General features: G+C 45.1%; 28 protein-coding genes. 9 read left to right on the top strand and 19 right to left on the bottom strand.

What is annotated here, in order from left to right; all coding sequences use genetic code 11:
* Window positions 1-131 precede the first annotated feature (131 nt).
* From MHB84_RS13680 to MHB84_RS13665, 4 genes are all read left to right on the top strand, one after another.
* Window positions 132-491, top strand: a complete 360-nt coding sequence (locus MHB84_RS13680; RefSeq protein ID WP_076287261.1) for a hypothetical protein — start codon at window positions 132-134, stop codon at window positions 489-491.
* Window positions 492-817: 326 nt separating this feature from the next.
* Entirely contained in the window at window positions 818-2,263 is a 1,446-nt protein-coding gene (locus MHB84_RS13675) for a DEAD/DEAH box helicase (protein ID WP_076287260.1), read from the top strand.
* 288 nt (window positions 2,264-2,551) lie between these two features.
* Window positions 2,552-4,369, top strand: a complete 1,818-nt coding sequence (locus MHB84_RS13670; protein ID WP_256716723.1) for an AbfB domain-containing protein — start codon at window positions 2,552-2,554, stop codon at window positions 4,367-4,369.
* Window positions 4,350-4,511, top strand: coding sequence for a hypothetical protein (locus tag MHB84_RS13665; RefSeq protein WP_179087111.1), 162 nt, complete (start codon window positions 4,350-4,352; stop codon window positions 4,509-4,511). The genes MHB84_RS13670 and MHB84_RS13665 overlap by 20 nt, the downstream gene beginning before the upstream one ends.
* Here the strand turns inward: MHB84_RS13665 and MHB84_RS13660 are convergent.
* Complete coding sequence (locus MHB84_RS13660) at window positions 4,494-5,111, bottom strand: flavin reductase family protein (protein ID WP_318261345.1); 618 nt, start codon at window positions 5,109-5,111, stop codon at window positions 4,494-4,496. The two genes, MHB84_RS13665 and MHB84_RS13660, sit on opposite strands and share 18 nt — an antisense overlap.
* A 153-nt stretch (window positions 5,112-5,264) precedes the next feature.
* On the opposite strand from MHB84_RS13660, the gene MHB84_RS13655 reads away from it, so the two are divergent.
* Window positions 5,265-5,621 carry a winged helix-turn-helix transcriptional regulator gene (locus MHB84_RS13655; protein WP_064641566.1) on the top strand — a complete coding sequence of 119 codons (357 nt, stop codon included), beginning with the start codon at window positions 5,265-5,267 and terminating at the stop codon, window positions 5,619-5,621.
* On the opposite strand, the gene MHB84_RS13650 is transcribed toward MHB84_RS13655, so the two are convergent.
* The 5 genes from MHB84_RS13650 to MHB84_RS13630 all read right to left on the bottom strand — a co-directional run bounded on the left by MHB84_RS13650 (window position 5,616) and on the right by MHB84_RS13630 (window position 9,166).
* Window positions 5,616-6,194 (bottom strand): hypothetical protein, encoded by a 579-nt coding sequence (locus MHB84_RS13650; RefSeq protein WP_076287258.1) that lies wholly within the window; start codon window positions 6,192-6,194, stop codon window positions 5,616-5,618. The two genes, MHB84_RS13655 and MHB84_RS13650, sit on opposite strands and share 6 nt — an antisense overlap.
* Before the next feature lie 27 nt (window positions 6,195-6,221).
* A complete protein-coding gene (locus tag MHB84_RS13645) occupies window positions 6,222-6,779 on the bottom strand; it encodes a class I SAM-dependent methyltransferase (RefSeq protein WP_076287257.1) in 558 nt (185 codons plus the stop codon).
* Window positions 6,780-7,023: 244 nt separating this feature from the next.
* Window positions 7,024-7,569, bottom strand: coding sequence for a GNAT family N-acetyltransferase (locus tag MHB84_RS13640; protein ID WP_064641560.1), 546 nt, complete (start codon window positions 7,567-7,569; stop codon window positions 7,024-7,026).
* A gap of 158 nt (window positions 7,570-7,727) precedes the next feature.
* Window positions 7,728-7,994 carry a CD3324 family protein gene (locus MHB84_RS13635; protein WP_076287256.1) on the bottom strand — a complete coding sequence of 89 codons (267 nt, stop codon included), beginning with the start codon at window positions 7,992-7,994 and terminating at the stop codon, window positions 7,728-7,730.
* Between the two features lie 272 nt (window positions 7,995-8,266).
* Entirely contained in the window at window positions 8,267-9,166 is a 900-nt protein-coding gene (locus MHB84_RS13630) for a helix-turn-helix transcriptional regulator (RefSeq protein ID WP_076287255.1), read from the bottom strand.
* Window positions 9,167-9,240: 74 nt separating this feature from the next.
* On the opposite strand from MHB84_RS13630, the gene MHB84_RS13625 reads away from it, so the two are divergent.
* Complete coding sequence (locus MHB84_RS13625) at window positions 9,241-9,774, top strand: dihydrofolate reductase family protein (protein WP_445322107.1); 534 nt, start codon at window positions 9,241-9,243, stop codon at window positions 9,772-9,774.
* A gap of 112 nt (window positions 9,775-9,886) precedes the next feature.
* On the opposite strand, the gene MHB84_RS13620 is transcribed toward MHB84_RS13625, so the two are convergent.
* The 4 genes from MHB84_RS13620 to MHB84_RS13605 are packed head-to-tail and all read right to left on the bottom strand — an operon-like array spanning window position 9,887 to window position 12,558.
* A complete protein-coding gene (locus tag MHB84_RS13620) occupies window positions 9,887-11,011 on the bottom strand; it encodes an SGNH/GDSL hydrolase family protein (RefSeq protein WP_076287254.1) in 1,125 nt (374 codons plus the stop codon).
* Between the two features lie 49 nt (window positions 11,012-11,060).
* Window positions 11,061-11,543 (bottom strand): SRPBCC family protein, encoded by a 483-nt coding sequence (locus MHB84_RS13615; protein WP_076287253.1) that lies wholly within the window; start codon window positions 11,541-11,543, stop codon window positions 11,061-11,063.
* Between the two features lie 22 nt (window positions 11,544-11,565).
* Window positions 11,566-11,934 carry a DUF4180 domain-containing protein gene (locus MHB84_RS13610; protein WP_076287252.1) on the bottom strand — a complete coding sequence of 123 codons (369 nt, stop codon included), beginning with the start codon at window positions 11,932-11,934 and terminating at the stop codon, window positions 11,566-11,568.
* Window positions 11,935-11,961: 27 nt separating this feature from the next.
* Window positions 11,962-12,558, bottom strand: coding sequence for a TetR/AcrR family transcriptional regulator (locus MHB84_RS13605; RefSeq protein WP_076287251.1), 597 nt, complete (start codon window positions 12,556-12,558; stop codon window positions 11,962-11,964).
* A 205-nt stretch (window positions 12,559-12,763) separates the two neighbouring features.
* Between MHB84_RS13605 and MHB84_RS13600 the strand changes: the two genes are divergently transcribed.
* Window positions 12,764-13,522 (top strand): MBL fold metallo-hydrolase, encoded by a 759-nt coding sequence (locus MHB84_RS13600; RefSeq protein WP_076287250.1) that lies wholly within the window; start codon window positions 12,764-12,766, stop codon window positions 13,520-13,522.
* Window positions 13,523-13,559: 37 nt separating this feature from the next.
* Here the strand turns inward: MHB84_RS13600 and MHB84_RS13595 are convergent, their stop codons facing one another.
* Complete coding sequence (locus tag MHB84_RS13595; protein ID WP_076287249.1) at window positions 13,560-14,879, bottom strand: sensor histidine kinase; 1,320 nt, start codon at window positions 14,877-14,879, stop codon at window positions 13,560-13,562.
* A gap of 252 nt (window positions 14,880-15,131) precedes the next feature.
* On the opposite strand from MHB84_RS13595, the gene MHB84_RS13590 reads away from it, so the two are divergent.
* Window positions 15,132-16,202, top strand: a complete 1,071-nt coding sequence (locus MHB84_RS13590; protein ID WP_076287248.1) for an SDR family oxidoreductase — start codon at window positions 15,132-15,134, stop codon at window positions 16,200-16,202.
* Window positions 16,203-16,258: 56 nt separating this feature from the next.
* Here MHB84_RS13590 and MHB84_RS13585 read toward each other — a convergent pair whose 3' ends face one another.
* The 7 genes from MHB84_RS13585 to MHB84_RS13555 form a co-directional block, all read right to left on the bottom strand.
* A complete protein-coding gene (locus tag MHB84_RS13585) occupies window positions 16,259-16,630 on the bottom strand; it encodes a winged helix-turn-helix transcriptional regulator (RefSeq protein WP_076287247.1) in 372 nt (123 codons plus the stop codon).
* Between the two features lie 206 nt (window positions 16,631-16,836).
* Window positions 16,837-17,256, bottom strand: a complete 420-nt coding sequence (locus MHB84_RS13580) for a MarR family winged helix-turn-helix transcriptional regulator (RefSeq protein WP_076287246.1) — start codon at window positions 17,254-17,256, stop codon at window positions 16,837-16,839.
* A gap of 67 nt (window positions 17,257-17,323) precedes the next feature.
* Entirely contained in the window at window positions 17,324-18,058 is a 735-nt protein-coding gene (locus tag MHB84_RS13575) for an SDR family NAD(P)-dependent oxidoreductase (RefSeq protein WP_076287245.1), read from the bottom strand.
* Between the two features lie 40 nt (window positions 18,059-18,098).
* On the bottom strand, window positions 18,099-18,914 hold the full coding sequence (locus MHB84_RS13570; RefSeq protein WP_076287244.1) for an SDR family NAD(P)-dependent oxidoreductase: 816 nt from the start codon (window positions 18,912-18,914) through the stop codon (window positions 18,099-18,101).
* 266 nt (window positions 18,915-19,180) lie between these two features.
* A complete protein-coding gene (locus MHB84_RS13565; protein WP_143764480.1) occupies window positions 19,181-19,699 on the bottom strand; it encodes a hypothetical protein in 519 nt (172 codons plus the stop codon).
* A 68-nt stretch (window positions 19,700-19,767) separates the two neighbouring features.
* Window positions 19,768-21,393, bottom strand: coding sequence for a rhamnogalacturonan lyase B N-terminal domain-containing protein (locus MHB84_RS13560; RefSeq protein WP_083678716.1), 1,626 nt, complete (start codon window positions 21,391-21,393; stop codon window positions 19,768-19,770).
* Window positions 21,394-21,847: 454 nt separating this feature from the next.
* Window positions 21,848-22,201, bottom strand: a complete 354-nt coding sequence (locus MHB84_RS13555; RefSeq protein WP_076287242.1) for a DoxX family protein — start codon at window positions 22,199-22,201, stop codon at window positions 21,848-21,850.
* 142 nt (window positions 22,202-22,343) lie between these two features.
* Here MHB84_RS13555 and MHB84_RS13550 point away from each other — a divergent pair, with 142 nt between their 5' ends.
* Window positions 22,344-22,703: a winged helix-turn-helix transcriptional regulator gene (locus tag MHB84_RS13550; protein WP_076287241.1), complete on the top strand. Its 360-nt coding sequence runs from the start codon at window positions 22,344-22,346 to the stop codon at window positions 22,701-22,703.
* Window positions 22,704-22,842: 139 nt separating this feature from the next.
* On the opposite strand, the gene MHB84_RS13545 is transcribed toward MHB84_RS13550, so the two are convergent.
* A complete protein-coding gene (locus MHB84_RS13545; protein WP_076287240.1) occupies window positions 22,843-23,808 on the bottom strand; it encodes an SMI1/KNR4 family protein in 966 nt (321 codons plus the stop codon).
* Window positions 23,809-23,919: the final 111 nt, after the last annotated feature.

Genomic DNA, 23,919 nt, shown 5'->3' with positions numbered 1-23,919 from the left:
CATATTCCATTTTCTAGTTCCAGCTTAAATAGCAGTTTTTCTGTTATTTTTTAAGCGATGTGTAGGAACCTTGGTAGCTCAAAAACCGTCATACCTAATAGATACATTACAAAGGATGGGGTGAGCAACGAATGTCCATTGTGCGAAAATTATCCCTAATGCCGCTCATTTTACTTCTGTTAACGCTAGGATGTTCAGAAGAATCAGCGGAAAAGGAGGAGGGGAAAGCTCCTGTTAGCGGAGTGATCACGGATTTTGTTGAAGAAAAGGGACAGGTCCTCATCGATAATGAAAAAGATAGCGGTGTTGGATCAGGTCCCATCTTAATTTCACTTCATACGAACGCGGAACTTATCATCAATGGTAAAACCGCTGCTGCCCGTTTGGATGGAACATTGGTTGGACGCAGAGCTGAAGTGTGGACAGGCCCGTCTATCGCTCAATCTTTTCCCCCACAGACCACAGCCTTGAAGATGGTTATTTATGAATAGAGAACATAACAACCGATACATTTCGTTTCACGTGGAACGCTTTGATACACCTTCCCCCTTCGGAGGTAAGCCACTCCCATAGGTGCTGCTCACAGTTTTTCTCGGAAAATGAAGTTTGGCAGCATTAAACTAGATGCTTATAGCAATTACTCCGTTAGCGCATCTATATATAGAGTATAATGAAGAGGTATACGATAAATGTACGGTGCAATGCTTATATGTAAGCATATCGCAAAATGCGATTCCAAACGGTCCCGTGTACAAGTCGCTTTAAAGAATTATGCAATATGCTCTTGTATTCAAAACTAACGTAAAAGAGGTTAACGATGAGTAAGCAACAATTTAAAGATTATGGACTTGGCGAAGAAATCGTAAAAGCACTGGATAGCCTGGGCTATGAAACCCCAACGGAGGTTCAAACCAAAGTTATTCCAGTAGCCCTTGAAAATAAAGATCTTGTAGTCAAATCCCAAACAGGCAGCGGGAAAACAGCCGCCTACGGTATTCCAGTCTGTGAGCTGGTAGATTGGAACGAAAATAAACCGCAGGCTTTGATTCTCACGCCAACCCGCGAGTTGGCTTTGCAAGTGAACGAAGATATCACCAATATCGGACGCTTTAAGCGTATTAAAGCAACCGCACTATACGGTCAGTCTCCTTTTCATGTTCAAAAAGCCGAGTTAAAACAAAGAACGCATGTCGCTGTAGGCACACCGGGACGGGTACTGGACCATATCGAACGTGGCACCCTGCCGCTGGATCGGATCTCATACCTTGTCATTGACGAGGCCGATGAGATGCTGAACATGGGCTTCATTGAGACGGTGCAATCCATTATTCAAGCACTGCCTAGCGAGCGAGTGACGATGTTATTTTCCGCGACGTTCCCTGAAGATGTGGCCAAGCTGTCACGCAAATACATGAACAATCCGGTGGAGATTGAGATCAAGGCAAGTGGTCTTACCACAGCCACGATTGAACATGCCGTGATTCACGTGCCAGAGGTGAACAAAACGGCGCTGCTTCAAGACCTGTTTATTGTTGAAAATCCAGATAGCTGTATCGTGTTCTGTCGTACGCAGGAGAACGTGGATAAACTGTTCCGTGTCATGGCTGACCTCGATTATCCAGCGGATCGCATCCATGGAGGGATGGAACAAGATGAGCGCATCGAAGTGATGAATGCATTCAGAAGAGGACAATTCCGTTATCTGATTGCAACGGATGTAGCCGCACGCGGGATTGATATCACGAATATTACCCATGTCATCAACTACGATATTCCTTTGGAAAAAGAGGGATACGTACACCGTACAGGCCGTACGGGTCGCGCAGGTAAAACAGGTAAAGCCTTTACTTTGGTTACCCCGAAGGATGGCAGACGTCTGGCCGAGATCGAATCGTATATCGGATTTGAGATCCCTGTCGTTAAAGCTCCTTCCGAGGAAGCTGTTGACCGTCGTCGGGAAGAGTTCGAGAAGCGTTTGAAGATCGTGCCTGAACGCAAAAAGGACAAGCGTGAACAGTTGAATCAACAGATCATGAAGCTGAACTTCAACGGAGGCAAGAAAAAGAAACTCCGTGCGGTAGACTTCGTGGGCACCATCGCCAAGATTGAAGGCGTCACTGCAGACGACATCGGGATTATTACCATTCTGGATAATGTAACCGATGTGGAAATTCTGAACGGCAAAGGCCCACTCGTGCTTGAGGTGATGCAAACTACAACGATCAAAAAGATGCAGCTCAAGGTTCGCAAAGGTCATAAATAGGTTTTGAATCTGTTTAAATAGAGTGTTATTCCAAAAGGGATAGTAGCTTATTTTATAAGTCTACGATCCCTTTTTTATATATTGAAATGAGTTAAATGACTCGCTATCGCCGCTATATTCGGGATAAAGTTCCATTTGTTCATCAGGGTACACATTGTTCACTTGTACAAGATTCCATTTTAATTACACTAAATATGTAAACGCTTCACAAAGGACCGAAATTAGGAGGTGTGTGTAATGGGCAACAGGAAAGCAGTCTGGTTTCTGGTCTTCGCGCTCACGCTAACCATGTTTGGCATTCATCCCGAACGGACCAGTGCGGCAAGCGTGACCATCACTAACGGTTCCGATTGGCTGGATACCGCAGGCAACCCCATTCAGGCCAATAGCGGAAACATTCTGAAAGTCGGCAGCACGTATTATTGGTACGGCGAGCATGCGGTCAGCGGCAAGTTTGACAGCGTTAATGTCTATACTTCAACCGATCTGAAGAATTGGACGTTCAGCAATGCCATTCTGACCAAGGATTCAGCCACCGAGCTGGCCTCCAGCAAAATCGAACGTCCCAAAGTCATCTACAACGCCGCCACAAAGCAGTATGTGCTATGGGCACATTACGAGAACGGTACAGATTACAATCTGGGACGGGTCGCGGTAGCAACGAGTAGCACACCAAACGGTAAATTCACGTATGAGGGAAGTTTTCGGCCTTTGGATTACGAGTCACGCGACATGACTGTTTTTGTAGATACAGACGGTACAGGTTATCTGATCACAGCATCCCGCAAGAATGGCGGGGCCAATGATACCATGGCTATTTTCAAAATGAATGCCAGCTATACCGGTGTGGAATCCTTTGTGGGTTGGCAATTCGAGAACGCCTATCGCGAAGCTCCTGCCGTTGTGAAAAAGGGCAATCGATATTACCTCTTCACCTCCCAGGCTGCTGGCTGGTATCCGAATCAGGGCGCGTATGCAACCGCATCGTCCATGACAGGCACATGGTCCGCTCTTACACCTTATGGCAATCCATCGGCCTTCGGCTCCCAGATCCATGATATTGCCACGATTACAGGCAGCAACACCACATCCTATATTTATATGGGCGACCGCTGGAATCCACTTAATCTCGGTGAACATAAACATATTTGGCTTCCTTTAACCTTGAATGATTCAAACGGAACCGCCTCACTGGAATGGTACAAAGAGTGGAATATCGATGCTGTAACAGGCACGGTAACGCCACCTTCTCTTGTTAATCACGCCCAAGGCAAAACAGCTACCGCCATCTCCACAGCCTCTGGCTCAACTGCATCCAATGTTAATGACGGCAACTATCAGACTTCTTGGGCAGCGTCGTCTAATACTTGGCCAGCCTGGTGGCAGGTCGATTTCGGTGCACCGAAGACCATCACGGAGATCGATATCTCCTGGTTTATGTATAAAGGATCGGAAGGCTATTATAAGTACAAAATTGAGATCAGCAACGATGGCGTCAACTACTCTTCGCTGGATCGAACCAGCAATACCACCTATGGGTTTACGACCGACGCTGTTCATTTTACCGCCCGGTATGTACGTATCAATATGGTCAACGCTGTCCTGTGGAACAATCCGGGTAACTGGTACACCCCAACCCTGCACGAGGTCAAAATGCTAGGCCCAGCAACACCTGATGCGACGAATTACAGCCGTTTCAGCTCCTTCAATTATCCGGATCGGTACATCCGTCATTCCAACTTCACTGCACGGATCGACGCCAACGTCTCACCTGTACTGGATTCCCAGTTCCGCGTTGTACCCGGCTTGGCCAGCTCTACAGGCATCTCCCTGGAGTCCATCAACTTCCCTGGCTACTTCCTGAAGCGCAATGCCAGCAACAAAATCGTACTTGAAGCGTATACGGATACCGCCACCTACAAAGGAGATGCCACTTTCCTGAGCAGCGCCGGCTGGGCTGACAGCTCCAAAGTATCCCTCCAGTCGTACAGCCAGCCCGGATACTACATCCGGCATTACGACTATGTATTGCAGCTGGATGCCATCAATGCCTCCAGTAGTGCAACGATGAAGAGTGATGCCACGTTTGGGCGAGCTGATTTTTAGTTTAGAAATTGGAGATGAGAATGAGCATCCACATCTCGGGAAAGAGGCTGCTTCTTCAGGAATCTTAACTGGAGACATAGCCTCTTTCGGCTTTAAAAAATTTTTAATTCCGACTGGAATTACCCTATTTTATATTGATTGAGAATGCAGGTTGGATTAAGGCATAATCTCCAGCCAGACTGGCTACCGGCCGCCAGTTTTCTATTGCTATTTTATAATCACCCGCATAAGCCTCATGATCAACCTGAGCCTGCTCTACTGTTCCAAGAACCAGATGATCTGTACCCACCTCAATAATCCGATCCAGTGTAAGTTCAAAGGCAATAGGAGCCTCAAGCACGGAAGGCACATTCACACGTTTGCCCGGATTAGGCGTAACTCCTACCAGTTCGAATTCATTTTCCCCCGATGACACATCAGCGGACGATTGCTGCATCGACTCTACCAACGATGATGAGACCATATTAATGACATACTCACCTGTCTCCCGAATATTAACCAGTGTATCTTTGACGGTACCCTCCCTATCGCCTACGCCTGGTCCAATGGAAATGAGCAGTGTGGGTGGGTTGCGCGAAGCCACGGTAAAAAAACTAAAAGGCGCCAGATTAAGAACCCCATCCTTACTCCTCGTGGAAACCCATGCAATAGGCCTTGGCACCACGGACCCGATCATCAATTTATACATTTCCTCTACAGAGAGACCTGCTGTTACAAACTCATTAGCATCATGTTTTGGCAATCTTTCTCGTCCTTTCTTCCACTCCCATTCACGGCTCCTTCGGTTTACAAACTCCAATGGGACAAATATAGTTGATTTAAGAATATACACATGTTCAGTACAAAAAAAGTACGCACTTCAAAGTGCGTACCTACTCGAAGGAGCGTATCTACGATGGATAAACCAAGTACAACCAAGGAGGAAGCACTGACTCCATTTGACTACACCTTGTCCATCATTGGCGGAAAGTGGAAGATGAAGATCATGTATCAACTTGCCTTTCATGGGGTTACACGTTACGGAGAACTCAAGAGACGTGTCCCTGGAATTACGTATAAGGTGTTAACCTCCCAACTGAATGATCTGGAGAGCGATGATATTGTGAAAAGAGTGGAGTATGACCAGACACCACCAAAGGTGGAGTATTCATTAACACTCAGAGGGCAGAGCCTGATGCCGATTCTCGAGGAAATATGCAAATGGGGAGTACACAACGTACCGGACTCACAGACTCTAAATGAATTATTATAGCTTATTGACGATATCCAAGAATGCCTTCATATTGTATGTGTCGTCCTGAATACGCCATTCTCCTTGTTCTTGTAAAAAGGTAATCTCCCCTTCTAACGGAATGGTCTTCGTTTCTACTCCATCATAATTCGTGAATACCAAATTTAGCGTGTACTCCACGAGCATCCAATCATTTTTACTTTCTTTCATCTTTGCCTTTATATCTTCCGTATGAAGTGACGCATCTTCTTTGTCTGCCACCTGAAATGGCAAACCCACGCTATTTCTTTCAAAGTTCCGTTCAGTCAGGAAAGGCTTCAAGATCTCTTTTTTGGCTAGCATCTTCTCTACGGTTAATAATTCTTCACTCTCCGTATTATCGACTGCAAACTCCGCCTTTTTATATTCCAAGGTCATTTCAAGAGCCTGCTGTTCTTCCTGGGCAGATGCCTTTTGGTTCGTCAATATACTCAACTGACTCGTTGAAGATGGAGCTGGCTCTTGAATACTTTCGGGTTTTGGGGACTCGTTACACCCCATCATTACGACAGACATCAGAGTAACTGTTCCGATGATATAATTTAATTTACGCAAAATCATCCTCCATCCTGTGCGTTCTTGTTATTGACTACAGCTGAATACATAAGCAGGCGGCAGGTTACGGTACACCCTTGTCATGCTTACGTTTTCGAAAAATTGCTTGAGTAATCCCCGTTTAAGTAACGTGTACTGAAAAGTAATGAACTTGCCATCTTGTTTCAAATATTGCCTTGATTTAGATAAAATGTCCAGTGATACCTCCGCAGGCAGACTCGCAAAAGGCAGTCCGGATACAATGTAATCAACCTTATCCAGTCCATATTGTCGTATGTGCTGATCGACATGCACGGCAGAATCGTGAATGATGTGTACATTCGGAAGATGACCGTACTTTTTGCGAAGCAACTGGCAGAAGCGGGCGTTGTTTTCAATCAGGATCAGAACCGTCCCTGGCTGCATGTTCGCAAGCAGCATTTCCGTAAATACCCCCGTGCCTGGCCCATACTCCACAATGCATGATGCACGGTCAAATGCGATGTCTTTCACCATTTTTGCTGCTAGATATTTTGAGCTGGGGGCAATTGCTCCAATCCATCGGGGACCCTGGATGTATTGCTTCAAAAAGGATAACCATTCCATGCTGTCCGACCCCCTAAGTTGATTTCTGAGATCCGTATAGAACTCATATCTGAAGAAGCAGTCGATGAAACTAAGAAGAATAATGAAGATTTGCGACCTTGGCATGCTATATCATATTCCGGAAGGACAAACCTTGCGAATGCTGCCGGTTAAAAGCGTAGAAATATCCACAAACAAAAAAAGAGCCTACCAGATTACTTTTTAGGCCCTTAGATATAATCAAATATATTATCTAAAATAACGATTAACGGTTTGAAAATCTGAAGATCAACTTTTCTCCATCATGCGTTTGGTCCTGAAGCTCCACATAGTTTCCCTGGGTATAGTTCGATACAGTTTTTCGCCAAAAGTGTTGACCTACTTTATTTTTCTCTGAAGGATTCGTGAACAACTCCCACCGACCCCGATACCTCTGGAATACCTCTTTTGCAGCGTGCTCTGCAATCCCCACACCTCTGAATGGCTGCATTAGAAAGAATTCATGTACAAAGAAATCCGTGTCTGCCGAACAATGCGGCGCAGTAGCAACAAATATAAAACCTGCTGGTACGCCATCTACTCTAATCAAAAATGCATAGAGGACATTCGGTTTTTCCCACCATATGTTCTGGACATCATATTGATCTTGCAACGTTTTATAATCATCACCCATTTCGAAAATCCCATGTTTATTCGGAGTGTGTTCTGTTTTCAGCCCATAATGTCCGGATAAATCATGAAGGTATAGAGGATACATGTTTTTGATGATATATGCCTCATGGTTATGCGCTAACTGTACTTCAATTTTCATGTTGTTCCCCCCACAGATAACGTAATGTTTTGTTAGTAACAGTTCTATAATCTCATTGTATTGGTCTCCTTTCGCACAATATAGGCAGCAAACCATTTAAACTAATCCCTACACAAAAAGCCACATTCGATATCTCGAATGCAGCTCTAACCCTTAAATCACTTTTTGGAATATACAATTTTCTTGATACTGTCGATGGACAAACAATATTTTTCTATGAGCTGGTCGATGGACATGCCCGCAGCGAATAGTTGGCGAATCTCATCGTTTCTTTGCTTCAAAATCATCCGGCTGCCCGAATTCTCGCCCCACTTTTGATGGGTTTCCTTCGGTTTAGGGATATACACCAATCCACCAGGAATGTGGCGCTGGATCTCCTTTAGCAATGATTCCGGAAAGATCGTGTCTGCGTTAATATATTTCATATTTGCTCCGCTCCTTAAAAGTTAAGATCTTTAAGGCAGCAGAGTCAATCGATGAACACTTGTTATACGCATTATAGTGGTATGGCGGAAATAGATTTCAAGCTCTATACAAACAACCGCCGTTGTTCATCGCATGGACTCTGCATAGAGCGGATCGTTAAACTTCTTATGAATTGAATCATGGTAGCCCCCCATTCGGTGAATCCTATATAAGTTACTTTCATGGTACTCTTATATGTTCCATATGAGAACACGATATCCTTTTACAACATTCAATACTGATTCAAACTCCGTTCCAGCAACTCTCTCACTTGTTGTTGCAGCTCCAAAGGCTCAACCACCTTCACTTCTGGTCCGTAGGAGAGCAGCTTCCGCGCTGTAAAAGGAAACTCCTCAGGCGGGACAAGTCCTCTCCACTCATTCCCTTCAACCGACTTGAACAGAACATCTGATCCTGCCATTCTCGCCCCAAAATCCGTGAATTGCAGCACCACTTCTACGCTTTTTCTGTTTTCCTTATAATTCAGCCACTCTTTCAAACTAGGAACCGACTCGTCGATAGAATCCAGCATAACCAGCTCCTGCATTCGATCCACTCGATACAACAGCACCCGATCCTTCCTCCGGGCTGGCATATACCAATACCCGTGATCGTAATAGATGCCTATGGGGAAAGCCTGTACTTTTTTATGTCCCTGCCGGGAATGATATATAAATTCGATCTCTCTTTTATCTACTGCCGCGCTTAATATCTCTGTTGTTAGTGCCTCGACCTGCACAGCATGATGTTGAAGGAACGTAATGTGCTTCCTCATCCGTGTAATCAGATCCTGTACATCCTGAGGTAAAGTTGAATAATATTCCTCGGCGAGATGCTCACGAATCGATCCATACGGAAAATCCGGGACGTTCTCCAAATATTCAATCATCATAAACAAACCCAACGCCTCATGCTGTGTGAGTTGAAGAGGTGGCAAAATCCGATTAGGAAGCACTCGATAACCCCCGTTCACTCCAACCTCCGTATACAAAGGAAAGCCCAACTCCTGCAGATCATTCAGATCTCGCTGGATCGTACGGATCGACACCTGAAAACGCTCCGCCAATTCACGAGCCGTAAACTTCTTTCTCGAATCCATGAGTCGCATCAATGCGAGTTTTCGATTATTCATATTCACCCCACCTAACTACGTCAACTTTTGTCATAGTTGGAGTGTATCATACATTTCAGAAGGGAGCGATTGATATGTCTAACAATAAAGTTGTGCTATATATTGCGATGAGTCTGGATGGATACATTGCAAGACCGGATGGTTCGGTGGATTGGCTGTTCGATGTGGAAGGTGATGGTGGCGATAACGGGTATGGCGAGTTCTATTCAACGATTGGATCGGTGGTTATGGGACGTCTTACGTATGAAGAGGTGCTCAAGCTGTCAGAGGATTTCCCCTATGCGGATCGCCCGACATATGTACTTTCCCGTTCCCAACAAGCCCCTGCTCCACACGTACAATTTACGGACGAAGCTGTAGAGAACCTGATTCCCCGGTTGAAGCAGGACTCCAGCGGTGACATTTGGATTGTTGGCGGAGGCCAGCTGGTGCAGGCCGTTCTGGAACAACACTTGCTCGATGAGGTTGAGATTGCCATTATTCCGAAGGTTCTCGGCAAAGGAATCCCCCTATTTCCAACAGGAACGGTACCAACCCATTTCAAAATGGTTCATACGCAGACGTTGGGGCAGATCATTTCGATCCGCTATCAGGTACAAGGGAAGTAACTTTAGCGTAGTTAACACATCCCTTTCGATGTATAAGGTGTACTAAAAGAAGAGCCAGGCCTCTCTAACTAAGAGAGGTCTGGCTCTTCCGATTTCAAATGTAAATTAAAATTTATTTTAAAATTTCCTTTAGATATTCCGATAACGCATCAGCAGTTCTTCGATGAGATAACTCACCCGGATGGCTTCTGGCGCCTACCGTCTCCTCGTTCGAATTGGGAAGCTGTAAAACCGAGACTTTCGTATCTCCAGCCTGTTTCGTATAAGCGTCAACAGCACGATAAATCGCTGGCATCATCGGGAACCCAAGCATGCCGTATGCCCATACGAGATGCGCCTCAGGATTGTTTTTTCGAAGTTGAATTAGGAATCGGGTCACAGCATTCTCAAAAACAGCAAGATCCTCTTCATGGTAAGTCCCGTCTTCGTTCAGGCGTTGCTTGTACACCTGTCCGGTAGCGGGGTCCTTCCATGCCGGGGTTTGAAAAGCTCCTCCATCATTGCTTCCCAGGTTAATCACCACTACATCTGGCTGCCAGGCGTTAAAATCATGCTTGTCCCCTGCCCCAAGCGCTGCGTTCTTATCTCCGGTCACCAATCCACAGATTTGCTCGTAATAAGCAGGGATATTTGCATTCGGATTGTTATCCCAACTCGTCAGCACACCCCAGCCGCTCTGTGAGATGACGCGGTATTCTGCATTCAGCGTTTCTGCTGTCATGGCCGTATAATTATGTATGGCGCTGAACCACATCGGAATCCAATCCTCTTCCGCTTTGGCTCCAATTGCGCCTTCTCCGGATGTAATACTGTCGCCGATAAATTCAATCTTGTACGGTCTCTCCTCAACAGGCACGAAGACACCATCGGACTTCACTGCATGAATCTGCAAGGAACAGCCCGGATCTCCATTCATGGCCTGTACATCTTTGACGATGCGTACATTTTTCACCACATTCTCGTTCATTCCTCGGAATACGCAGATCCAATACCTTCCCGCCGTTAACATCTGTCTGCTCACCGGGACACCGTTAATCAGAATGCTGATCCAAGGTTCATACAGGTCATAATCAGATTCGAATTCCACCCACAACTCAGAGCCTTTTACATTAAGTTCAACCGCACTTCCAGTCCAAAACAAGGTTAGGGGCGACCGTTGTCCTGTCGTTCTGCCATGTACTTTAAGATTGCTGACATCAGATAACGCGTACGTCTGTAATTTCTCATTAGCCTTCACGATCTATTCCTCCCGCATGATTATTGCCCCAAAGGGCAGTCTCATATGACTAGATTTTGAGAAAATGGTCTACATGCTTCTGGTACTTCCCGTACCAGATTTTCCATTCTGCTTCACGAGATTCCAGGGTACTGCCATCCAGTAATGCCTCAATGACGTTTAGGCAGACATGCCACCCCGCTAGATCCTTAGGTGTATGGCTTGTGATGTGATGAATGGTTTCGAGCAGCAGCAGACGACATCCATTTGGCTCTGGATATAGCTCAAACCGAACCCGGTCTTCTGCCCAGGTATATTCGAGAACAGAGCCAGGGATAAGCTCGATAATGTTGAGTTCCATAAAGGTGCCATCCGGCATATTAAACCTGATGCTTCCCCCTTCCCGAAGATCCGTTACTTCGAGTTCGGAGAACCATTTTGCAAGCTTTTCGTTTTCCGTCAAAAAGGACCATACATCCTCCGCAGCGTGCTTCCAATGACGTTCAAAACAAGCTATCGTGCCATTCGGCACTCGCTTCAAATCTGCAATCATAATGTACCTCCTCCATAAGGAATTAATCGATATTATGCAAAGCCTTAAGCGCTTCCTCTTTGTTACTCAAAAAGAAAACATGCTTGCCATGGTTGCACTCATAGATGAAGTCTCTGAGGCTTTTGCTGTTGTATCCTTCAAAATCTCCGACTATAGCAAGTTTCACCTGGTAATTCACGTATTTCTGCAAAATATCACCTGCAAGTTTGGTCTTCAAATCGAAGAAATCTTCGGTGAGGTTGGATTTATCCATCAAGATTTTATGTGCGTCATCTGTATAGTTCACTGAGGCCATCAGATCGAGAGCGTCTTGAACATTGTTAATAACGATGTCATTGCTTTCGATGATAGCGACCTTGGAGCTGCCCTGTTGATCAATAATTATATTCATTTTAATCCACACCTTTCCCCTATTAAATTATTGGATTAATATTCGGTCATCCATAAATTGAGTGATATGAAGTACGGCATGCCGGATATACTTGCTATCTTCATAAAGCTTGCTTAACATAACGCCTCCCTCAATAATGGCGATGATGTTGCTGCTCACTTCCTCTAGTGCAATATCTGTTCTGAATTCCTTTTGCTCCGTACCCTGAATAAGAACCTGTGTCAGCTCATTCAGCAGATTGGTCATGGCATGCTGTGCCCTTTCTTTCAGCAAAGGGTGTGCATCATCACTTTCAACCGCAGTATTTAGTAGGGGGCATCCCCCTTCCAGCGTATTGTTTTCCATCATATCAATATAAACACCGCATATGGCGAGTAGTTTGTCTTTGGAACTTGTGACGCCTTCAAGAGCCTGTGAGTGGAATTGCAGCATCTGTGATACCGAGTAATCAAAAGCAGCCAGTGCTATCTCATCTTTACTTTCAAAATGATTATAAATCCCGCCCTTGCGAACGCCGCATCGTTCTATAATTTCAGACAGGGAGGCACCGGTGTATCCCTTCGTGTTGAAAAGTGCTGCCGACTCACGAATAATATGTTCTTTGGTGATTTGGCCTTTGCGCACAATGCTCCCTCCTTTTCCATTCATACCGATTGGTCTTAAAATATCATACGCCTATGGCCTAATACAAGCATGTATTCATACATATGCTGTACATGAAAACTGAAATTCAAGGATATTGCATGAGGAGCGTAGTTTATGTTATTTTAAAACAGACCGGTCGGTATTATTAAACAAATACACGTTTCATCTAAGGAGAATATTCGCCATGACGCTAACCATTCAGCATATCCGCCATGCTACCTCCCTGATCACCATACAAGGAAAAACGATTCTACTCGATCCAATGTTAAGTGATACGGGAGAACTTCCGCCTATTCCCTTTACACGTCACGTTCGCAGAAACCCAACCGTCCCATTATCTGTGCCACTAGAAACTTTCAAACACATTGATGCGATACTCGTTACACATTTACATGTTGACCACTTTGACAAAACGGCAAAGAAAATACTCAACAAAAAGATACCTGTACTTTGCCAGCCGGAAGATCAACAACGCATTTTATCGTGGGGGTTCGAGAATGTATTCCCTATCGAGCAGTTCAAACACTGGGAGGGGATAGATTTTACAAGAATTCGTGGTCAGCACGCAAAAGGAAACATCTCCAAACTGCTTGGCCCCGTATCCGGGTTTATCCTGAATACACCTGACGACAGATCGTTGTATATTGTGGGTGATTGTGTCCTTACAGATCAGATTAAGCAAGTGTTTGAGCAGCACAACCCTCGGATATGCATCGTCAATGCACCGAATGCTCAATTGTTATTTGGTTCAGTCATTACAATGATACCCGAGGATATCGGTACAATCCTGAAGACTTCACCCTCCACCAAAGTTGTCGCTGTACATATGGATGCCATCCGACATTGTACTTCATCAAGAAAGGATCTATTACAGTACATAGAACAGCAGCAGTTATTAGATTCAGTCGTGATTCCTGAGGACGGGGAATACATTTACTTTTGAAATATAAAGACTGCCACAAAATAACACCCTATATTCATCACCCACGATCTGGATAGAAAGCATCGTCTGCACCATCTTCCTTAACAAGATTAGCTTTCGGAATCGATACGACAAACGCGGAGCCCCTATCGCCTTGCGGCGCTGATTTCACGCCAATTCGGCCTTCCAGAGACTGAACGATATCACGTACATGGGACAGGCCAATTCCGGTTGCTGCAATGCCCACTTCATTGAATTTAGTTGTATAACCCGGTTCGAAGATCACGTCTCGCTTCGCCTCGGGTACACCTTTCCCAGAATCGATAACCACAAATTGCACATCCGCCCCCTCTTCCAATACTCGAATCCGAATTGTTCCGTCGTTCTCAATGGCTTCCACGGCATTGGCGATCAGATTATTCATTACAGTTAAGAGAGGAATGTAGTAAGGGGAGTCGCAATCATATTGCTGGTCGATATGAATCTCAATCTTTTTGTTCAGCATTTCACTATATTTCCGATTTCCTTTGGTTGCAAAGTTCAGCACCTCGGAAAGGCTCATATTCACTGATTTTTCGCTATCGTACAATTTCAACAGACCTGCAAGGATACGTTGGGAGTCCTTTTTGACCTCATGAATCTGTTGAGCAATGCCGAGCGTTCGCTGGCTATAATGGTTCAATTCCTGCTCTCTGAGATCACGATAAAGGTCGTAGCTGTCTACGGCAATGCCTTCAATTGTATTCATGGCTTTTTTCAGATAAAAGACTTCACCGTACAGACCAGAGTTAACGCTCAGCATCTGCTCCATCCGCTTCTCCTGTTCAGCATGTAGCAATCGCATCTGCCTCACCGCAAAGCTGTTATACAGCCCGATGATAAAGTAGCTTCGCAAACCACCGAGCACCAGCAGATAAAGCCATTCTTTCATATAAAAGATATTTGTCCCACTCAACACACCGCGAATGAATAGCTCCACGAGATTAGAGGAAAAATCAATGCACGTAATCAATCCACCCAGCACAAGAGGCGGTATCTCATGGAATCTGTTCTTGAGTTTGCTGAGGCCATAGGTGAACACGACATAATATATTCCCGCGCCCAGATTATCCTGCATGCTTTCGACGATTGAGATCGAATTCACATGATTCAGTAAATCAGCCGATTGAAAAATGAAATTCGCAATCCCCGCCAAAATCCCTGTCTTTACATAAGACAGATGCGGCATAAGCATCAGCAAAAATAAAAGTATACTTACACCCAGACCAATCCGGAAGTAATCCTCCCGAAAAGGATTTATTTTAAAAAGCGCCCCCACAGCAGTCGCAAAAGCAACTGCAGTCATTTGCACACTTTCATTACGAACCCAATTGCGCATAATATTCCACCCATCATACCCTCGATTAGCGCTCCTCATTCATCTGCGCTTAAGACGTTAAACATACTAACATATGAAGAATTCATTAGAAATGATAAAAATAAGGGAAGTACTTATTACGCTAAAGAGCCTCTACAACCTACCCCTGGCCCATATATTACTCTCAAGTGCGTATGTCACTTTGAGGTGCGTACTTCTCACCTTTCTTTTTCTGATCCACAATAATGACAGAAGAAGAGAGGAGCATGCCCATTGAAACCCAATCAATCTGTTACCCGTTACACTGCGCTTGTCATCGGTGCTGGAGGCGTCATTGGAAGAAACCTTATTGATTATTTAATGACACTTCCGGAATGGAATATTATTGGTGTATCACGTCGCGGAGGGGAAGATGCCCCTAGGTTACAATATATATCGGCCGATTTGCTAAACGAAGCAGATACTCAGGCCAAACTGTGCCAGTTAACATCGGTTACTCATATTTTCTACGCAGCTTATCAGGATCGCCCGACCTGGGCCGAATTGGTCCAGCCCAATCTCGACATGCTCGTCAATGTCGTGAATACCATTGAACCGATCGCCCCCAATCTCCAACATATCAGTCTAATGCAAGGTTATAAGGTGTACGGTGCACATCTGGGCCCATTTAAAACACCTGCCAGGGAAACGGATGCGTATCATATGCCCCCTGAATTCAATATCGACCAGCAGCAGTTTCTCGAGGAACGGCAATCTGGAAGCAGTTGGACCTGGTCAGCCCTGCGGCCATCCGTTGTATGTGGGTTTGCTCTGGGTAATCCAATGAACCTCGCCATGGTTATTGGGGTGTATGCATCCATTTCTAAGGAACTTGGCTTGCCACTTCGTTTTCCCGGGAAACCCGGAGCTTACCATTCCCTGCTTGAAATGACCGATGCATCACTGCTCGCTCGTGCGACTGTCTGGGCAGCAACCGATCCACGCTGTGCCAATCAAGCGTTTAATATCACCAACGGCGATCTGTTTCGCTGGAATGAACTTTGGCCCAAAATTGCTGCATTTTTCGAACTGGAAACGGCACCACCCCTGCCTCTCTCGCTTGCAACCGTTATGGCAGATAAAGAGGTGCTTTGGAATTCCATGATTGAAAAGTATGATTTAATGAAGACCTCCTATGAGGATGTATCCTCCTGGTCCTTCGGTGATTTTGTCTTCTCTTGGGATTATGATTTCTTCGCGGATGGATCCAAAGCCCGTCGTTTCGGATTTCACGATTTCGTTGATACAGAGACTATGTTTATGGATATATTTGAAAATCTACGCGAGCGCAAGATCATTCCGTAATAGATATAGCATGCACAATAAGCCGATTCCTGTTACAAAGAATCGGCTTTGCACCGTTAATGGTCAGATGTCGGCGGCTTGAATAAAATTTTTCCTCGATCACCATAAACTTTTTCCACGTGTGTATCACCCCACCTGCACATCAGATGAAGAATCTCTTTAAGGCTCCACCCATACTCCGTTAACTCATATTCCACCTTCGGCGGGACCTGGTGATGGGAAATACGTGAAATAATACCCGCATCCGTCAGTTCACCAAGCTGTTGGGTCAACACTTTCTGTGTAATGGATGGTAGCAGCCTCATCAGTTCGCCATTACGTTTCTTGCCAAAGGTAAGATGGAATAAGATAACTGGCTTCCACTTGCCGCCAATCACTTCAAGAAGGGCTTCAACTGCAGTGTTATATACTTTGATCGGTTCCTGCATATCAGCTTCTAACCCCCTTCCAAAATTCAGTGCATACTGAACAAATTGTATTTTGCACACCAGCGATGCGCTGGATCATTATTGAACTAGAAGCGCTTGGCAAAATGCCTCTTATCCTTATATCATAACTAAAATTCTGACTGGATAGGTATTAGTGTTACAAAAAAATAGCCTGCTTCCTTTATTTCAAAGGTTCAGGCTATTCTTCAATCATCCCGATTCATCTTCTCAAAAATATTAACTAATTGTGCTCGATCCTCTTGGGTCAGTTTCTGGAATAAATTTTTACGCAGCTTCTGCCCCTCCAATATTGCTCTTTCGAGGACTTCGATCCCTTTGTCAGTAATGTTCAAATATATAATACGGCGGTCAGCTTCATCTACCATTCTGACGGCTAATTTCTTGGCAACCAGCTTATCAGCTAAATAGCTGAGCGTAGGTGGGGTCAGGCCCAATAGCTTGGCAATATCCGAAGGTCGGCTTTTTCCATTTTGATTGAGATGACTGAGTACCAGCACATGAGAGACGCCGAGGTCCTCATTAAACGATTTGTTCCACTGTATAATCAATTTATTGGTGAAATTGTCCATGTTGTGTATGAGCTCAAAAATGTTCTGTTCTTCCATGTGATCCTCCTCGCAAAAATAAAACAACAGCCCTCATTCTACTTAAGGGCTGTCATCATTTTACACGCTATTGGGCTGAGTATCCACCATCGATAACCAGCTCAGATCCTGTAATGTACGAAGAATCATCCGATGCCAGGAACAATGCAGCGTTGGCAATATCGATAGCCTGCCCCAGACGTTGCAAAGGCGTTGCCTGAACGAGTCGATCAAGCAATTCCTTCGACGTGTTCAAGGCTTGAGTCATTGGTGTTTCGATGATCCCAGGGAAGAGAGCATTCACCCGAACACCTTGACGACCAAAGGTTGTCGCCGCTGCTTTGGATAATGCGCGTACTGCCCCTTTGGATGCCGAATAGTGGTTAAAGCCTTGTCCAATCAATGCGGTGTATGAAGAGATATTGACGATGGAACCTTTCTTTTGTGCTGCCATATAAGGAGCTACATGTTTCATGCCAGCAAATGGGCCAAAGCCATTAATGGAGAGCATTTTCTGCCAATCCTGCGCATTGATCTCCTCAAATGGCTTCTCTGAAGAAATACCTGCATTGTTGACCAGAATATCGATTTTACCAAAACGTTCATTAACTACTTTCGCTAATATCTCCCAATCTTCATCGGAGGAAACATTCAACTTCATTCCATACACATTCTCTTTTTGGCTTGCTTTCTCCAGTGCTTCCTCATTAATGTCTGCAGCAATAACGATGGCGCCTTCCTTTGCAAAGAGATCCACCATGCCTTCACCAATTCCTGATGCTCCACCAGTAATAATAGCTACTTTATTGTCTAATCTTCCCATATGAAACGCTCCTAACGTAATTTATTTATACGACGCTGCTTTAGTTGCTAGGCGTATTGTGTGATTTCATAAACTGTTCAAAATCCGGAACGGTTGGGTTGGCAATATAATGGCCGCCCTCAACCTGGATGGTCTGACCGGTTATGAATTTGGACTCATCTGAGGCCAGGAATACGACGGTGTATCCAATATCATCGGGTTCCCCGTGATAAGGCAGTACGTTATACTTTGCGAACATATCCAATACATCCGGAGGCATATTATTCTGGGTTGCCGGGGTCAAGATCAATCCAGGTGCGACAGCATTGCAACGAATGTTATGCTTGCCATATTGGGTGGCAATATACCTTGTTAGATTCACTACTCCTGCTTTTGAGGCACCGTAAGCAACCCGAACCGCATCGCCTGTAAAGCCAGCCATGGAGGCCGTATTAATGATGGAACCTTCACCCGCTTCAATCATGTGAGGGATGGCGAATCTACAGCCGAGCAGCACGCTTTTCAGATTCACGTTCATCAGCCGATCCCACTCGTCCAGATCTACGTTAACCACGTCCAAATCCTTCTTCAGGTTGGTCAGGCCAACGTTGTTGAACAGACTCGTGAGTTTACCATATTGTTGGACCGTAAATTCCACAGCTTCCTTAATAGAAAATTCGTCTCCCGCATCAACAAAAACGGCTACTGCATCTCCGCCTTCAGCTTGAATGTTCGCTGCCGCTTCTTTTGCCCCATTGACATTGAAATCAGCAATAACGACTTTCGCTCCTTCTCTCGCCATCAATTGGGCTGCGGACAATCCTATTCCAGAAGCACCTCCAGTTACAAGGGCTACTTTGTCTTTCATTCTCAACATGGTTCTCAAGCTCCTTTCATAAAGAAACCGAAAATGAATAGCAGCTCTATTATTTAGTTATTTAGATGACTAAATATTAGATGTCTAAATAATAACAGAGGAATGGTCTTTCTGCAACGCATACGGCTCTGTATCCTTATTTTGGATGCCTTTAGCGAAACAAGCGAAGTGTTATATAAATACAGCCCTCATGGATTTGAGGGCTGTATAGCATCAAGTCTCTTAATCAATAAATTGATCCAAGTTTTCTGAAAATTTTGATAATGTCACTTTTCATTCTCCATCCCAGAGTCAGGATAAGGCTTGCCCACCGTATCATCTGGTGTCTGAACGTACCACTGAGCATTTGTCGCGTTACCAGAATCGGATTCGGATTTCTCTGGCTTGCAAGTAAATTGGTAAGCAGATATATCCTTTCCGCGTAAGGTTACAGTCACGGCAAGCTCCGGGTCGCCCCAGCTTGGATATTTCCTACGGTACTGTTCATCAATAATTTCACTTTTAAAAGAAGGGCTGGTCATAAATACTGTGGTTTGAGTGAAAAGTCGATGAATCTCTTCTTCATCCGGTTCTGTTTTGACCGTATATGCGACTTCGACCCGAGGTGTGGAATAACGAATCTCCGTCTTTTGAATAACAGGAAAATCTTGCTCGATATCCTGCCGAAAAGATTTGACTTCTTCTGAAGAGACGTTGGTGTAAGAAGTACATGCCGTCAAGAAAAGAATCAAAGCCAGAATATTCACTACGTGCAATATTCCTGAACAATGTTTGATGCCAGACATACAGTCACCGGCTTTATTTAATATATATGAACGTATGCAGATAAACCTCCCTCAGCACCCCGACTAAATTAATTCAGCAATTCAACACAGTCATACACCCACCCGGCACTTAACCAATTGCCCAAGTCGCTGGAGCCGCTGATTGGCGTAATGGTCACGGTGTTGGACCCATTAACGAAATAGGAAGCCGGGATATTCCAGGAAAAGGTTGTATTGTTGCCCCGATAGGTCCCAATCGTAAAGCTGCGAGAGTTCGGTTGGGAGGAAGCTGCCGGATTGGTTAACGTCTGACCGTTAATCGTTACGCTGGGTCTTCCATTGTTGTATGCTGCCGTAATACCGATGTTAAGTACATGCGAAGATGCCGCTTGGGAAGAGTTCAGGCTAAAGGTAACGGTTGTGGGCGAGTTTTGTCCCCGGAACTGAATCGCTGGGAACTTGTTGGTTGCACTGCCGGTGGCATAACTGACAGGACCCCAGCTTGGATTACGGCTATCGGAAGGATGACGGATTGGAATCGTCTGGCCGTTCAGGAACTCCGATGGCGTACCATCCCAATTCCCAATACGCCAGATGCTGGATGCTTTACTTGGGTCATTGTTGATCGTACGCGTATTCAGCGTTGTCGTTGATCCTCCAGTGATGTTCACACTTTCCGTATAGACGGCCAGTTCCCCCTTATACACCGTCATGGTGTATGTACCCGGAATCATGCTGTATTTGGCAGCTGCCCCGCTCGAAGAGGAATTCACCCAATATTGGGCGTTGCTATTAGCAAAACCAACTGTATACGCATACCCCGTATCCATGCCAGAGAGCCCATTAAGCACGACATTACCTCGGCTGGATACCCAACCTATCAGGTTCAGACCCGACATCCAGCTAAAATCAGGTACGCTTGGCGTTGCACCGGTGGTGAAAATCAAGGCATACGGCCCATGCAGACCCATGCGCCAATTTTCAGTCTGGGCATGTCCTGAATTCATGTAATTGTAGACCTCCGTATCTCCACCGCTCTGGAACTGAATATCACGGAAGAACGGACCTCCCGAACTTTTCTCTCGGTCGCCATAGGCCATGAACACACCCACGCCGCTACCCGTAACACCTCGAATGGTCAGATCCTTAGCTTGATCATTGCCGTAATACTTCGATGTACTCTGTCCGTTAGCGTAACCAAAAACGTCCTGGCTCTCAATCGCGCCGGTGTTATTCCGATTATTCGAATTGGCCGGAACTCCTGTTAATACGCTGCCGTTGCCCCGGAAAATATAACGCAACTCACCCACAGACGGTTCTGCTGTGACGTACGTTGCCATATAGATAATGTTCTCACCGCCCCGTGATGCATAATAGTGGGTAAGCGTGCTGGTTGATACGGTGATCAATACAGTTGATCCCGAAGGAGATGTGTTCCAGGTTACATTGGCTGAGCCCAAACCAGAGCCGATATGGGACGCCTTGCTGGAGCCGTTCAGCTCCGTTCCGTTCATTTTGGCAGATATGATATCTCCATTGGTTTTATTCACCGTGTATACCAGCCCTGCTCCTGTGTTCACTTCAATCCTCGACCCGTTATCCGTAACATAGATGGTGGCCGCGTGTCCGGTGGATGTTGGATATAATACCGCTGCTGCCATCATCACCAGTAATAGAAACGAACTGAATGCCTTCTTCATTAAACGTCTGCTCACGAGCTAATCCCTCCCTGGAATAGTTTTTTTAACGTTTTCGTAATGGGCCAAAATCAGATTTAAATATCGTATATGTGATAGCTGAATCAGAAGTAAAGCGCTTACATTATAATGTATGACAAACGAGCCTATGTCTCATCTCGGTATTCTTGCTGCATGCGGCATATCCATGGAGTCAACTTTCTTCCATATCAGTCTCTTATACCACCACCTCCTGTATAGGAATAATATAGATCCAACTTACTGGTAATATCATTAAAATAATACCATTATATTACATACCGTGGCAATGAAAATAGCTATCAGCCTGCCGTAATCTCTCTCTGTTTTTTTGTATCTTATCCAGATAAAAAATAGCGACCGCTCTCCGTAACCCTACCGGAAATCAATCGCCTCGCCTCTACTTCCCGTTATCCAAAATATTTGTTCATTGTCCCTATCGTGATCTTGAAACTCAGAAGCGGCCTACCGCTACGAACACGGCTAACGCCAGGAACACGATATTCACGCCAATTTGCTTATACTCCTTACGGGCAATGTGGAATATGGCTCCTAACAGTACAACGACAGCAAGACCAATGGCCGCCAGTGGCGTCAATCCAGGGGCGATATCTGTTGCTTGAGGAACAATAAGTCCAATGACCCCAACCAGTTCCAAGATCCCGATAAAAAATACTAACCCTCTCGAAACTTCGCTTGCCCAAGGCCACGATTTCTTTGCCTGTTCATACTGGAATGCCTTCATCCATCCCGAGAAAATAAATCCTAAACCCAATATACCTTGAACAATCCATAACGCCATATTCATAACTCGTAAGCCCCTCTTCTTGTATATGATCAATACCTAGGCATATAATATTTTATGGGTTAACTATTTGGAAGTAGGCACTTAAACTAAACATAGTATACAAAAAGAAACCTTAGATAAATAAAGGAGTTGAGGGCATCATATGAGTACTTACTGCAAGTTTGAAACGGCGTTGGACATTCTTGTTGGAAAATGGAAACCGGTGATTTTACTTCGGCTTTTCGCCAATGGCACCATGAGATTTAGCGAGCTTCAGAGGGCCATCCCTGACATTACCAAGAAAATGCTCACCCAACAATTAAGGGAATTGGAGTACCATGACATCGTCCATCGTGAGGTCTATCAGCAGATACCTCCCAAAGTAGAGTACTCCATCACGGAGTACGGTCAACGAATGACCCCTTTATTACAGGCCATGAATGATTGGGGCGAGGGTCACATCGATCATTTGAACGAGCTTTATGGGGAAGATCTGACGACTGAGCTACCTGAACGCAGCTAAACAATACACCGGTGATCTCACCATTAACATTACGTTCTTCTTCTACAGCATGAATGAGAGGTTTTAACTGAAAAAGCTGCACCCTTTGTTACGGATGCAGCCTCTTCAATATTTTATATCACAGGAAGCTATCACCTTCTTACAGTGAACCCTCAAGGTTTGCAGGTTGATTTCCCTCATTCACCAAACCTTGAATAAAGGTCTCAACATTGGGCGCAAGCCAAGTGATCTTGTAGCCTTCTGCTTTATTCACATGGACAACCTCGGGCTCGCCGGCATTGCCGGATTCACGATAATCCAGCATCACGACCTCTGAATTGGAAGAACACTCACATAGAATGACACCAATCTCAGGATAACCCCCTTTTTCTATGATCGCTCGACTGCCCGCTTCTCCACACAGTGAATGTGCCTTTTCCCGTCCAACACCCAGGATATTGAAAATTTCAACTTGAATCTTCCCATCACTCTCCGCCTGACTAACCGGAAAATAACGATAGTGGGGCACACCACCATTATGTAGTTTCATCATGTTCACATAGAATGTCGGCAGCTTGAACACCAATTGATCCTCCACTGCTTCAATTTGCTCATCGGTAGGAGGGGACAACACATATTGATCGACGTTTGCTGGACTGTCATTCCAGAAGCTCGTCGATTCGGGGTGGATACCAGGTGCAGCTTCGATGGTGGTTTCATTGATTGAATGGACTGTATCCACGGGCTCCTCTACCGCTTCTTCTGTGAGCTCGTCTGCTGTTTTATTCCGAATCCATTCCAGGAACTCCTGTGTATCTTCATCTCCCGGCTCTAATCGGTCCGCTGCTTCGAAAGCTTCACGCGCGTTCTCATATTGCTCCAAATAATAATACGCCAGACCAATGCGGTAATGCCAAAGCGGGTCATTTTGTCCCTCTTCTTCAACCGACAGGAATTGCTCCACCGCCTCCTGGTAACGCTCCATATTATTCAAGGCTCTACCCAGATGGTTGACCAGAATATAATCCCGATCCTCTTCCCGAACCTCTGTAATCGCATCTATAATCTCTTCATACTCATCCTGTTCATGCCAAGCCTCTAGCCGTTCCAAGAGTTCATCATTCATTGACCTTGCCTCCCTGTCTTATTCGTTGTAGAAATTATATCAATAAATTATGAATAAAAAAAACGCAGCTTCATCGAGCTGCGAACAATAATCATCGTGAAGTGATCGAAT

The sequence above is a fragment of the Paenibacillus sp. FSL F4-0087 genome (assembly GCF_038020215.1).
Taxonomy (GTDB): domain Bacteria; phylum Bacillota; class Bacilli; order Paenibacillales; family Paenibacillaceae; genus Paenibacillus; species Paenibacillus taichungensis.
The sequence above is the reverse complement of the archived record's forward strand: the minus strand, read 5'-3'. Positions and strand labels throughout refer to the sequence as shown.